The sequence below is a fragment of the Agrobacterium larrymoorei genome (assembly GCF_037722385.1).
Classification (GTDB): Bacteria; Pseudomonadota; Alphaproteobacteria; order Rhizobiales; family Rhizobiaceae; genus Agrobacterium; species Agrobacterium larrymoorei_C.
Map to the genome: position 1 here is coordinate 80,219 of NZ_JBBKAQ010000004.1, position 12,504 is coordinate 92,722.

Sequence of the window (12,504 nt, forward strand, 5' to 3'; positions counted from 1 at the left end):
ATCCATATACTCCCTTTGTTCTTTTGTATTGTGGAAAATGGAAGTGGGATACAAACGAACATTCGCTGACGGTACCATGCATAAGCGGCACCATCGAGTGACCAGAATGCTTGCAAGCGACCCCAATTGCCCGACGGTCAGTTTTGGTCGGCCTGGATGAATGAGACGATGGCCACAGGCCATCAACGCCTGCCGCTCCAAGCTCCCCAGCGTCATTGTCGACGCGCAATGCAGGGCTATAGGGCGCTCAGATTTTATATACGCATGTGGCCACAAATTCTGCATAGTGCCGCTTGCTGCGCTCAAGCACCGATCCATCGATCCGCCAGCAACTGAGACGTCTTCAGGGAGAATTGCACGCGTGAAGATCTGCATCGTCAATCCACCGCATACAGCGATTGGGAGCCGGGTTCCGGATGATCATCTGCCACCTCTCGGTCTCCTCGCCATCGGTGGACCATTGATCGATGCCGGGCATGATGTATCGCTCATCGATGCGGAGTTCGGCCCGATGTCGGTTGCCGAGATCGTATCGCAAGTTATACTTGCTGCTCCCGACGCCGTGCTCATCGGGCACTCGGGTTCAACCTCGGCCCATCCGACGGCACTCGCTATCGCGCAGGCAATCAAGGCTCAGGATGACACGATACGCGTCATCTACGGTGGTGTGTTTCCAACGTACCACTGGCGGGAAATACTGACCGAAACCACTGCATTCGACGTGATCGTGCGCGGTGAAGGAGAGATGACGGCCACCCGCGTGATGGACGCCCTGGAGACGCAACGTCCCCTCTCGACGGTAAATGGCATAGCTTTTCGCGAAGGGGACGGTAACGCGAAGGCGACTGCGCCGGCACAGGCTATTGCCGATCTCGATAGCTTCAGGGTGGGTTGGGAGTTGATCGATCATGCCCGTTACAGCTATTGGGGCGGAAAAAGAGCCGTTGTCATGCAGTTCTCCCGCGGCTGCCCTCATCTGTGTAACTTTTGTGGTCAGCGCGGCTTCTGGACCCGCTGGCGTCACCGAGATCCGGTGCTGTTCGCACGCGAAATCGCAAGGCTGCATCGCGACCATGGCGTAGAGTTGATCAATCTCGCCGACGAGAATCCTACCTCTTCAAAAAAGGCATGGAAGGCGTTTCTGGAAGCGATGATTGCCGAAAACGTTCCCGTTCTGATCGTCGGTTCGACGCGGGCCGATGACATCGTGCGTGACGCAGACATTTTAGATCTTTACCGCAAGGCCGGTGTCATCCGCTGGCTTATCGGCATGGAGAATACGGATGAGGCCACATTGGCGTTGATCCGAAAAGGCGGCGGCACGTCTTCGGACCGGCAGGCAATCCAGCTTTTGCGCCAACATAGTATCCTGTCCATGGCAACATGGGTCGTTGGCTTCGAGGAGGATCGCCCAAAGGACTTGTGGCGTGGTTTCCGCCAACTTCTGTCTTACGATCCTGACCAGATACAGGCGCTTTACGTGACGCCGCATCGCTGGACGCCGTTCTTCCGTATTGCAAAGAACAGGAAAGTCATTCAGTCGGATATCCGCAAGTGGGACTACAAGCATCAGGTCCTTGCCATGGCACATTTCCAACCGTGGCTGTTGTTTGCCTGCGTCAAAGCGATCGAACTGGCCATCCAGGCGCGCCCGCGCGCGCTGGCACGTCTCCTGTTTCATCCCGACCCGGAGCAGCGCCATTCGATGCGCTGGTATACAAGGATGGGCCGGCGAGTATGGCTGCGCGAAATCATCCAGTTCATAGCCCAGGATCGATTTTTGGCGCAACGACCAAGCTTGGAGACGTTCTGGGGCGACCCGCAGGATGCCGAGGAGGAATCGATGACGCTGCCAGCACCGCGCCGCAAGCAGGTCAAGCAGGATGCGGCACACTCTGCATGACCTGAGCTGACAAGGCGCGACATTGGTTGGGTGGGCAAAATCGATGAATTCAGGTCGCCGATCTGCGCTTGATGGACCGACCTTCCATAAAACCGAGCCTCACCAAAGGAGAGCCGCTTGATAAGACCGCCGAAAGCCATTCTAGAAACCGTGATCTACGCGACCGATCTCCATGCTACGCAGCGCTTCTATCGCGACATCGTTGGCTTAGAGGTTGTGAAGACCTTCGAAAGCCAGTTCGTCTTCCTGCGCTGCGGCGAGCAGATGCTGCTGATCTTCAATCCTGAAACCTCGCGTATCGCAGAAGGCGGTAATCCACTTCCGCGCCACGGCACCACCGGTGCCGGACACCTCTGTTTCAGGGTCGAAAACAAGGCCGAGGTCGATGCGTGGCGGGATCACTTCATCGCCAAGGGAGTGGAGATTGATCTCTATTTCCGCTGGGACAACGGCACCTACTCCGTCTACGTCCGCGACCCGGCAGGCAATTCTGTAGAGGTCGCTGAAGCTGGTCTATGGAAGAGCTGACCAAGGCGTCAAAGGTTACTGGTGCCATCGCACCTCGCGCTGGCAAAACAGGCCGACAAACGAAAAAGGGCTCGCACGCCAACGCGTCGAGCCCTCCTCCCTGTTTCTGGCTGGCGGCATGCACGAAAGCGCGCCGCCCTGCCCTTTAGATCTGACGAACGGTAATCGTCTCTTCTTCGGCAACCTTCAGCGGGTTGCGAAGCGGCAAGCCGAAGCCACCGGCTTCGATCTCGAACACATCGCCAGCCTCCGTCTTGATGCCATCGGCAAAGGAAAGCGTTGCCGTGCCGAACATGTGCACATGCACTTCGCCCGGAACGCGGAACAGGCCGTATTTGAAGTGATGATATTCAAGGTTTGCAAAGGTGTGGGACATGTTGTCCTCACCGGACACGAACGGCTTTTCGAAAATAACCTTGCCGTCGCGAAGGATGCGCGAGGTACCGCGAATATCGGATGGCGGTGCGCCAACGCGAATTTCCGGACCGAAGCTTGCAGGGCGCAGCTTGGAATGAGCGAGATAGAGGTAGTTGATCCGCTCTGTCACGTGGTCGGAGAACTCGTTGGACACGGCAAAACCGATGCGCACGGGCTCGCCCTTGTCGGAGATCACATAGATCCCTGCCATTTCCGGCTCTTCGCCGCCATCGAGCGCAAAGGACGGGGAAAGGAGTGCTGCACCTGGGGCTGCCGACACATGACCGTTGCCCTTGTAGAACCACTCAGGCTGAACGCCCTTTTCGCCGGCCTTCGGCTTACCGTTCTCCAGACCCATCTTGAACATCTTCATCGAGTCCGTCAGCGTATCGTCTGCGGCCTCGCTGGTCTTCTTGTGCATGCTGTCGCGCGTAGCGGCAGAGCCGAGATGGGTGAGGCCCGTACCGGTCAGATGCAAGTGTGCCGGGTCCGGATGAGTGATCGGCGGCAGGAAGCGGCCTTCGGAATAGGCCTTCTCCAGATCGATCGCATCGCCATAGCCGTGAGCGGCGATCACATCGGCAAGCGACTTGCCGCTATTGGCAGCTTCCATCGTCAGGGCATAGACCGACCCTGCATTGTTGACGATGCGTGCTTCGCCGCCATCTTCGCGCGCCGCTACGATGATCGTGCCGCTCGCGTCCTTGATTTGAGAAATGAGCATGATTGTTCCTTCCTTGGGCACGATGAAGCGCCCCCTCCTCATGGAAGTGGCCGGAAACCGGCCACTTGCTGTCGTTAAAACTTGTGGCGAACCTTAAGGTCAGCCCTTGTTCTTGTTGTAGACATCGAAGAACACGGCAGCCAGAAGCACGAGGCCCTTGACCATCTGCTGGAAGTCGATGCCGAGACCGATGATCGACATACCGTTGTTCATCACGCCCATGATGAAGGCGCCGATGACCGCACCGGTGATCTTGCCAACGCCGCCGGAAGCGGATGCGCCGCCGATAAAGCAGGCCGCAATAACGTCCAGTTCGAAGCCGACACCTGCCTTCGGCGTTGCCGAGTTCAGACGGGTTGCGACAATCATGCCGGCAAGCCCTGCCAGAACGCCCATGTTGACAAAGGTCAGGAAGCTCAGCCGTTCGGTGTTGATACCCGAAAGCTTCGTTGCCTTTTCATTGCCGCCCATGGCGTAGATGCGGCGACCGATCGTTGTGCGGCGGGTCACGAAGCTGTAGATCGCAATCAGCACCAGCATCACGATCAGAACGTTCGGCAGGCCGCGATAAGTCGACAGGCTGTAACCTAGGAACAGGATCGCAGCAGCGATCAGCAGATTCTGCACCAGGAAGAAGCCGAACGGCTCTACCTCAATACCATGCTTTTCGTTCACCTGACGGCGACGGAACGCCAGAACCAGAAGAATGGCAGCAATCGCAATCGTCAGGATCAGCGATGTGGTGTTGATGCCTTCGATGCCACCGATATCCGGCAGGAAGCCGGTGCTGATGACCTGGAAGTCGGACGGGAACGGACCGATGTTCTTGCCGCCGAGGACGAAGAGCGTCAGACCGCGGAAGACCAGCATGCCCGCCAGCGTCACGATGAAGGACGGAATGCGGTGATAGGCGATCCAGTAGCCTTGCGCGGCACCGATGATGCCGCCGACGATGAGGCAGATCAGCGCGGCAAGGAACGGGTTCATGCCCCATTGCACCGTCAGGATCGCGGCTATCGCGCCGACAAAGGCGACGATCGAACCAACCGACAGGTCGATATGCCCCGCCACGATGACGAGCAGCATGCCGAGCGCCATGATGACGATGAAGGAGTTCTGCAACACGAGGTTGGTCAGGTTGACCGGACGGAACAGAATGCCGCCTGTGTAGAACTGGAAGAAAAGCATGATGGCGACGAGCGCGATCAGCATGCCGTATTCACGGATATTGGACCGGATATACGAGCCGACCGAGACGACGTTGTTCTCTTCGGTGGATGTGTTGGTCGAACTCATCAGTTCTTCTCCCCTGAGCGCATGATAGCGCGCATGATACTTTCCTGGCTCGCCTCTCCCTTCGGCAATTCGGCGACAATCCGTCCTTCGTTCATAACGTAGATGCGGTCGCAATTGCCAAGCAGCTCGGGCATTTCCGATGAGATCATCAAAACGCCCTTACCGTCGGCGGCAAGCTGGTTGATAATGGTGTAGATTTCATATTTCGCACCGACGTCGATACCGCGCGTCGGTTCATCCAGAATAAGAACGTCCGGGTTGGAGAACAGCCACTTGGACAGGACGACCTTTTGCTGGTTGCCACCCGACAGATTGACCGTTTCCTGGAAGATGCCAGACGAACGAATGCGCAAGCGCTTGCGAAAATCGGTTGCGACCTTCATTTCCTGAATGTCGTCGATGACGGTCGCAGACGACACGCCGGCCAGGTTGGCGAGCGTGGTGTTGTGCAAAATATTATCGTTCAGCACGAGACCCAGATGCTTGCGGTCTTCGGTAACATACGCCAGACCCGCATCGATGGCCTTGCGCACGGTGCTCACATCCACCGGCTTGCCGTGGATCAGCACGTCACCGGAAATCTTGTGGCCGTAAGACTTGCCGAACACGCTCATGGCAAATTCGGTGCGGCCTGCACCCATCAGACCCGCAATACCGACAACTTCGCCCTTGCGGACATTGATGTTGATATCATGCAAAACCTGACGGTCGCGATGCTGCTGGTGATAGGCGTTCCAGTTCTTGACCTCGAGAATGGTCTCACCGATCGGCACATCGCGCGGCGGATAGCGGTCTTCCAGATCGCGACCCACCATGTTGCGGATGATCACGTCTTCGCTGATCTCTTCCTTGTGACAATCGAGCGTCTTCACCGTCATGCCGTCGCGAAGGACGGTGATCTGGTCGGCCACCTTGCGCACTTCGTTGAGCTTGTGGGTGATGATGATCGAGGTCAGCCCCTGGGTGCGGAACTCCATCAACAGGTTGAGCAGCGCTTCGGAATCGCTTTCGTTCAGCGATGCGGTCGGCTCGTCGAGGATCAGAAGCTTGACGCTCTTCGACAGCGCCTTGGCGATTTCCACCAGCTGCTGCTTGCCGACACCGATATCGGTGATGAGCGTTTCAGGCGATTCCTTCAGGCCAACCTTCTTCAGCAACTCGCGGGTGCGCGTAAAAGTCTGCTGCCAGCTGATGACGCCGTTTTGCGCGACTTCGTTACCGAGGAAAATGTTTTCTGCAATCGACAGAAGCGGCACCAGCGCCAGCTCCTGGTGAATGATGATGATGCCGATCTCTTCACTGTCGTTGATGGCGCGGAAGTTGCGCAGCTCACCTTCGTAGTAGATCTCTCCATCATATGTGCCAGCGGGATAAACGCCGGAAAGGACCTTCATGAGGGTCGACTTTCCCGCGCCATTCTCGCCGACGAGCGCATGTATTTCACCCTGACGAACCTTGAGGTTCACGTTTTCAAGCGCCTTCACGCCCGGAAACGTCTTGGTGATATTGCGCATTTCGAGAATGGTGTTGTCCATATCACAATCCTGCGCCGTACAATCCGGCGTTCTTATGTAGGTAAACGGGGAGCGACGATCACGTCGCTCCCCGTCACGATCATGCAGAAATTACTTCAGCTGGTCGGCCTTGTAGTAACCGCTTCCAACCAGAACCTTTTCAGCATTGTCCTTGGTGACGAGGACAGGCTTGAGCAGGTAGGACGGAACAACCTTGACGCCGTTTTCATAGGTCTTGGTGTCGTTGACTTCAGGCTCTTTGCCTTCCATCAGCGCGTTGACCATGTTGACGGTAACCTTGGCGAGTTCGCGGGTGTCCTTGAAGACGGTGGAGTACTGCTCGCCAGCCATGATCGACTTGACCGACGGGATTTCAGCGTCCTGACCGGAAACGACCGGCAGCGGCTGGTCCTTCGTACCGTAGCCTACGCCCTTGAGCGAGGAAATGATGCCGATGGAGATACCGTCGTAAGGAGACAGAACGGCGTCAACCTTGGCGTCGGTGTAGTAAGCGGAGAGAAGGTTGTCCATACGAGCCTGGGCCGTTGCCGGGTCCCAACGCAGCGTGCCGACCTTGTCCATGCCCATCTGGCCGGACTTCACGACGAGCTTGCCGCTGTCGATGTAAGGCTTCAGAACAGACATTGCGCCATCATAGAAGAAGAAGGCGTTGTTGTCGTCCGGCGAACCGCCGAAGAGCTCGATGTTGAACGGACCCTTGCCGTCCTTCAGGCCAAGCTTGTCGGCAATCGAAGTCGCCTGCAGAACCCCAACCTGGAAGTTGTCGAAGGTTGCGTAGTAGCTGACGTCGCCGCTGTTACGGATCAGGCGGTCATAGGCGATAACCTTGATGCCCTGCTCGCCAGCCTGCTTGAGAACGTCCGACAGAGTCGTGCCGTCGATCGAAGCGATAACGAGGACCTTGACGCCCTTCGTGACCATGTTCTCGATCTGGGAAAGCTGGTTCGGAATATCGTCGTCAGCGTACTGGAGGTCGGTCGTGTAGCCGGCGTCCTGAAGCTGCTTGACGATGTTGTTGCCGTCGTCGATCCAGCGAGCGGAGGACTTCGTTGGCATGGCGATACCGACCGTGCCCTTGTCCTGCGCCCAGACGGGCGACGCAAATGCTGCAGCGCCGATAGCGCAGGCAGCAAACAACGAAATAATGGATTTCATGAACTCTCTCCCTTGGAACCCTTTTAGGCATCTGTATCCTTACAGACTGCCTTCAAATCCATGCGCGGTAGTGAAGAATCGAGCTTACTCGAACGGGCTCCCTGAGCATAATCCGTCTTTCATCGCTCCTCCCCGGCACGAGGTGCAAACTGTTCTGAATCTATATAACTGTCAAATAGAATATCTCTCTTTTCCTATATCAATTTTGGTATATTAAATCGATATAAATTTTTATTCGAAACCTTCCTGCCCTAAATGGTGATGAAAATGGAACGTGATGAAACGAATCTGAGCGAGTTTCCCTCTATCACCGAAGACAACCCTCTGTTGCGTGCTGGGCTGAAAATGACCCATTTACGTATGCTTGTGATGGTAGAAGAGCATGGGCAGGTCAGTGCTGCGGCAGCAGCCCTCAACATGACGCAGCCCGCAGCGTCTCGCATTTTGTCGGAGATGGAAGCCATCGTGAAGAGCCCGCTCTGTCAGCGCGCATCACGCGGCGTGGTCTTAACCAAGTTTGGAGAAGCCCTGGCCAAGCGCGCCAAGAAGATCCTTTTGGAGCTTCGCGAGGCGAGCCGGGAGCTCGCGCAGATGAAATCCGGCAGCGGCGGCTCGGTCTACATCGGGTCGGTTACCGCACCTGCCATCAGCATGGTGGTGCCGGCACTTCGTAAAGCAATGGACATTTACCCCGGCATTGAAATCAGCGTGCAGGTGGAAACCAGCAATATTCTCGCCCGCGAGCTTCTGGCCGCGAGACATGATTTTGTCATTGGCCGTATTCCGGACGATCTCGACCCCGCCCTGTTCAACGCCCACGAAATCGGCATCGAGCGCGCATGTCTACTGGTCGGCAAGAATCACCCGCTGCTGGGCGCGCCGCCTGCGCGGCTTGAAGATCTCTGCGATTACGACTGGGTTTTTCAGCCGCCCGGCACGCTGCTGCGGCGCACGATCGAGGATGCCTTCCTTGCCCAGGGCGTCTCGCTGCCCCGCAATATCATTAACACCCCCTCCACGGTTCTGACCCTTGCGATCGTGAGCACCACCAACGCCATCGCGCCGCTGGCGCTGGAAATGGCCGAATTCCTTTCGGGTCAGCATTCCCCCATGGGCGACATCCGCATTCTGCCGACCGATTTTGAACTGAGCGTCAAACCCTTCAGCCTGCTGACCGTGAAGGACCGAATGCTGCCGCCCAGTGCGCAGCTTCTTTATGATCTGGTTATAGAGGAGAGCCGCAAGACCGCCTGACGCTCAAGGCTCAGGCAACATTGCAGTGATTCTGTGCGAAACAAGCAACGATCGAGAGGCGCCTCGCATCGTCATGGGTGTTGGAGTGTCATGCTTTTCGGCCAGTCGGTTTTTCAATCTGTCGTCGAGCGCCTGGAGCGCGAGGCGGAAGATCGACCTGAAGAGGAGACTCACACGTCCTTTGGCCCGCGCGTCATCTTCGACCCCGGCCCCATCGCCGCCTCTAGCGCAACAGACGCAGCAGCAGACAACGGCCGGCTCTCTGCCTATCTCGATTTGCTGGAAGATGCGCCGGTTATAGAAGCCGCACCAAATAAAGAAGAGTTCGAACCGGCGCCGATGCCGGACTACCTTCAAAAGACGTCTCTAACAGACGTCAGCGAAGAACTTGCCATTAACGACAACGACACGATTGAAAGCCTCAGCGAAAAGCGACGCGCCTTCGCCAGGGCCAATCATCCCGACGCCGTACCCGCCGCATTCCGCGAGAACGCGCATCTGCGCATGACCGCGGCCAATCGTCTGATCGATCAAGCCATCCGGCTCTTGCCGCTGATGGGCGGAAGCGGAAAGCGAGTCTCATAGGCCTCTCGCGGATACCTTACTCTTGCTCGGGCCGCACCACCGGCTCTTCCGGCTTCTGATCGGACGGCTTGAAGGTCAAAAGCAGCACATAGGCTGAATAGAGCGCGATGCCGCCCACGACGGTCATCCAGAAAGGCTCATTGTTGATAAACTCCAATACCGCCCATCCTGCACAGACGCCGACGATCAACAGTCGCACCCAAAGAGGGCGATACATCGGGTGGTTCGTATCAATCAAAAGCATGGTCTCTCCCTCGCGCCCGGCTTCTCCTGCGAAATTCTCGCACATCCGGCTTCGGCATTTCGGCGAGCATATCTCCCTAGAGGTGCAACAATGCAAGAGCGCAGGAAGAAGAGATAGACCGGAATCGATGATCCAACCTGATTGTGATCGGCCATACGTCATTCAATTGCTCCGGCCGCGGCAACCCACACCGTAGTTTAGCCAAAGCAGCGCACGCATGACATCGCGAGAGCCTCATTCGCAGCCTGGAGGTACAGCCCTAAGCGTGGATGACGCTCAGCCTTCGGCATGGAGCCACATCTTATGACGGGCACTTGGCAGCTGACGGTCAAACAAAAAGGCGGAGCAAAACTGCACCGCCTTTGCAGACCAATGAAGATGTTCAAGGCGAGGCCGCCCGAGAGCAATCTCCAATTTTCAATCTTCGATCTTGCGTAACAGCCCAACCAGTTGATCGCGAGCCTTCTCGCCGCCCAGCCGGCTGACGAGCTTGTCCTCATGGGCTTTCCAGATCTGGAGGATTTCGTCGAGAAGGACATTGCCCTCCTCCGTCATCTCCAGATAGTGCACACGGCGGTCGGTCGATGATCGGCGGCGCGCGAGCAGACCCTTGTCTTCCAGACCATCGATAATCGCCACGAAGTTGGCCCGCTGAATTCCAAGCGCTTCTGCGACATCGCTCTGCTTCAGATCCGAATTATTGGCAACAACGATCAGAACGGAGAAATCAGCCGGACGAAGCCCGTAGCTGAGGAGGCTTTCGTTAAAGTCTCCTACCACCGCGAGTTGCGCTCTCCGCAGCCTGTAAAGTACAGCTTCAGAAAGAATGGAGTAATCGACATTAAGCTGCGAGAGCTTGGAATGGCGAAGCGACGGCTCATCGGTCTCAGAATATTTACCCTTCGCGCGACCTTGGTCGAAAGCGATATTCAAAGTCATTCCGGCCTCCAGTGAATCATCCTCTTGAGAGGTCATTATCGGCTTATGTTTATTAGAACAATGTTTAATAGTAATTAATCCATAGGTCTAGAGTTCGAACAGGTGAAAACTTCCGTAACGGAAATCGTGAGGCTTTCCTACTATTAGCGACGCATAAACATTGGTCCTTACAATCAATATATTGTAAATAAACCATTAATTTTTCTCAGAACAAACCTGAGTGCCCGGCTCACGATGCCCTGTTTCGTTAACCAAACCCTCATCATGCGACCCAAAAACGATAAAGTACAAATTTCCGCCCGTAAGAATTAGAGTACAAGCAAAGCGTGCAAAAAGTAATAGATGATTTTTAACCATATCGATTCACCACAAACATCATCGTCTCCCGCGACATTTTACGGATTGAAGAGACAGCAAAGCTGGTTTAAGAAACCGCACATATCCAAACGCGACTCAAACCCGCGTCCCGAGTGCACCCGTAGCTCAGCTGGATAGAGTGTTGGATTCCGATTCCAAAGGTCACAGGTTCGAATCCTGTCGGGTGCGCCATTTTTCGATTGTTCGAACCTCCACGCGATTCAAAACATTCAATAGAGATCGTCGCGCGAGGATGCATTTGCTTGAGTACGACGTGTTGGACATCGCTCTGTTTGAAGGATTGATGTTCGGGAGCCGTTCTATCTGCAGCCAAAATTCTGAGGTGCACATTCACAACAACTGGCACCTTTACTCACCCCGCGCAGAAGATCGTCGATCATCAAACGCTTAGCGGCAGGCAGAACCATACATCGGTAAAGCAGCAAGACGCACATTGAGCTTCAAGTGCAAATAACGAGCAACAATTGAGTAAAACCCTATTACTTAATTAATGCTGTCCAGCATTTATAGTTGACGATGTGTTAAATTTAAAGTTCTGCTGCAGTGCGGCATATCTCTAAAGCCCATGGGGGACAAAATGTAAATTGGCGCAATCGCCTTTTTGGCGGCGACATTCGCAGCGTCTGCGCCTGCAATGGCTGAAAAGGTTGAAACGACAGCGACGCATACCTACGACAGCGGGAGTTCCGGCTTCATTGATCCGTCGACTTTCATAAAGTTAGCTGCCGGATCTTACAAGTTGTCATTGAGCCTCGAAGGATACAGCACTCTTTTCGCCGGCGTGAGCGCGCTTTTGGTTCAGAAGACCACAGGTACGGCGATTACGAACGCGACGACAGGAGTTAACACTTCTGTCCCGGTGAACTCACAGTCTACATTTTTCGATCTGAAGACAGATGGGTACTACGGCATCGCTTTTAGCTGCGGCAGTGCTGGTCGCAGCGCCACTGCTACTGCAACCCTGACGAACGTCACTCCGGTCCCTGGGCTTGAAGCTGGCGCCGGCCTCGGGGCTCTCGCGCTTGGCGGCCTCGCGCTCTACATGAAGCGCCGCCAAAAGGAAGAGCTTGCGGCCTGAGCAGCTCTTGAGACTGAATGAATCTGGGGGCTCCGGTGACGGGGCCTCTCTTTACGTCAGCGACACTTCCGACGTATCCCCAATCGTGGGATCGCAGATCAGATCGGCCTGAACGTCGATATTCTGATCGTCGCCCAACAAGAGACGCCTTCGTAATGGGCAATGAAGACCTCGCGATCCCCGAAGGTAATTGATCCTGGGTATGCCAAGACGGTATGCGACGCGCCATCAGGGAATTGGAACTCAGCACGCCCGTTCATCAAGAGACTTCTACACCTTGAAGCCCGATCATTGCCTCAATGGGATTGGCAAGTTGGCTCTCGCAGCAAACTAGAACTCGGATGAACCCGCCGCCATACCTGTGACTGGCGTCGCGCAGCATGCCGAAGTACAGAACCTCGTTCATTCCTCGCTACTGACAATCGGATGACAAAGCAGAAATTCTTCGGTAGCGCAAAACGTCCGGCG

At 55.8% G+C, this 12,504-nt stretch carries 11 protein-coding genes and 1 tRNA gene; 6 read left to right on the top strand and 6 right to left on the bottom strand.

The genetic code is table 11. From position 1 onward, the window contains the following. Positions 1–361 precede the first annotated feature (361 nt). Positions 362–1,903, top strand: a complete 1,542-nt coding sequence (gene bchE / locus WKI41_RS08475) for a magnesium-protoporphyrin IX monomethyl ester anaerobic oxidative cyclase (RefSeq protein ID WP_340193062.1) — start codon at positions 362–364, stop codon at positions 1,901–1,903. A 120-nt stretch (positions 1,904–2,023) separates the two neighbouring features. Continuing rightward, entirely contained in the window at positions 2,024–2,431 is a 408-nt protein-coding gene (locus WKI41_RS08480) for a VOC family protein (RefSeq protein ID WP_340193261.1), read from the top strand. A 145-nt stretch (positions 2,432–2,576) separates the two neighbouring features. Here the strand turns inward: WKI41_RS08480 and araD1 are convergent, their stop codons facing one another. The 4 genes from araD1 to chvE all read right to left on the bottom strand — a co-directional run bounded on the left by araD1 (position 2,577) and on the right by chvE (position 7,558). Then, positions 2,577–3,572, bottom strand: a complete 996-nt coding sequence (gene araD1 / locus WKI41_RS08485) for an AraD1 family protein (RefSeq protein ID WP_340193063.1) — start codon at positions 3,570–3,572, stop codon at positions 2,577–2,579. 99 nt (positions 3,573–3,671) lie between these two features. Further along, positions 3,672–4,868, bottom strand: coding sequence for a multiple monosaccharide ABC transporter permease (gene mmsB / locus WKI41_RS08490; protein WP_340193064.1), 1,197 nt, complete (start codon positions 4,866–4,868; stop codon positions 3,672–3,674). Beyond that, positions 4,868–6,403, bottom strand: coding sequence for a sugar ABC transporter ATP-binding protein GguA (gguA, locus tag WKI41_RS08495; protein WP_340193065.1), 1,536 nt, complete (start codon positions 6,401–6,403; stop codon positions 4,868–4,870). The genes mmsB and gguA overlap by 1 nt, the downstream gene beginning before the upstream one ends. Before the next feature lie 90 nt (positions 6,404–6,493). After that, complete coding sequence (chvE, locus tag WKI41_RS08500) at positions 6,494–7,558, bottom strand: multiple monosaccharide ABC transporter substrate-binding protein (RefSeq protein WP_340193066.1); 1,065 nt, start codon at positions 7,556–7,558, stop codon at positions 6,494–6,496. A 267-nt stretch (positions 7,559–7,825) separates the two neighbouring features. Here chvE and WKI41_RS08505 point away from each other — a divergent pair, with 267 nt between their 5' ends. Both WKI41_RS08505 and WKI41_RS08510 read left to right on the top strand, forming a co-directional pair. Then, the gene (locus WKI41_RS08505; RefSeq protein ID WP_340193067.1) at positions 7,826–8,812 is read left to right on the top strand and encodes a LysR family transcriptional regulator; all 987 of its coding nucleotides are present in this window, start codon (positions 7,826–7,828) and stop codon (positions 8,810–8,812) included. Between the two features lie 90 nt (positions 8,813–8,902). After that, entirely contained in the window at positions 8,903–9,397 is a 495-nt protein-coding gene (locus WKI41_RS08510) for a hypothetical protein (RefSeq protein WP_340193068.1), read from the top strand. Between the two features lie 16 nt (positions 9,398–9,413). Here WKI41_RS08510 and WKI41_RS08515 read toward each other — a convergent pair whose 3' ends face one another. Together WKI41_RS08515 and WKI41_RS08520 are read right to left on the bottom strand one after the other, a co-directional pair. Continuing rightward, the gene (locus WKI41_RS08515; protein ID WP_340193069.1) at positions 9,414–9,641 is read right to left on the bottom strand and encodes a hypothetical protein; all 228 of its coding nucleotides are present in this window, start codon (positions 9,639–9,641) and stop codon (positions 9,414–9,416) included. 417 nt (positions 9,642–10,058) lie between these two features. Further along, on the bottom strand, positions 10,059–10,580 hold the full coding sequence (locus tag WKI41_RS08520) for a MarR family winged helix-turn-helix transcriptional regulator (protein WP_340193070.1): 522 nt from the start codon (positions 10,578–10,580) through the stop codon (positions 10,059–10,061). A 472-nt stretch (positions 10,581–11,052) separates the two neighbouring features. Between WKI41_RS08520 and WKI41_RS08525 the strand changes: the two genes are divergently transcribed. Beyond that, positions 11,053–11,129, top strand: a tRNA-Arg gene (locus tag WKI41_RS08525). Between the two features lie 463 nt (positions 11,130–11,592). Continuing rightward, complete coding sequence (locus tag WKI41_RS08530; protein WP_340193071.1) at positions 11,593–12,036, top strand: hypothetical protein; 444 nt, start codon at positions 11,593–11,595, stop codon at positions 12,034–12,036. The last annotated feature ends 468 nt before the right edge of the window (positions 12,037–12,504 follow it).

Coding starts and splice junctions, on each gene's coding strand:
- araD1 (WP_340193063.1), bottom strand. CDS start 3,572: ATGCTCATTTCTCAAATCAAGGACGCGAGCGGCACGATCATCGTAGCG.
- mmsB (WP_340193064.1), bottom strand. CDS start 4,868: ATGAGTTCGACCAACACATCCACCGAAGAGAACAACGTCGTCTCGGTC.
- gguA (WP_340193065.1), bottom strand. CDS start 6,403: ATGGACAACACCATTCTCGAAATGCGCAATATCACCAAGACGTTTCCG.
- chvE (WP_340193066.1), bottom strand. CDS start 7,558: ATGAAATCCATTATTTCGTTGTTTGCTGCCTGCGCTATCGGCGCTGCA.
- WKI41_RS08505 (WP_340193067.1), top strand. CDS start 7,826: ATGGAACGTGATGAAACGAATCTGAGCGAGTTTCCCTCTATCACCGAA.
- WKI41_RS08510 (WP_340193068.1), top strand. CDS start 8,903: ATGCTTTTCGGCCAGTCGGTTTTTCAATCTGTCGTCGAGCGCCTGGAG.
- WKI41_RS08515 (WP_340193069.1), bottom strand. CDS start 9,641: ATGCTTTTGATTGATACGAACCACCCGATGTATCGCCCTCTTTGGGTG.
- WKI41_RS08520 (WP_340193070.1), bottom strand. CDS start 10,580: ATGACTTTGAATATCGCTTTCGACCAAGGTCGCGCGAAGGGTAAATAT.
- WKI41_RS08530 (WP_340193071.1), top strand. CDS start 11,593: ATGGCTGAAAAGGTTGAAACGACAGCGACGCATACCTACGACAGCGGG.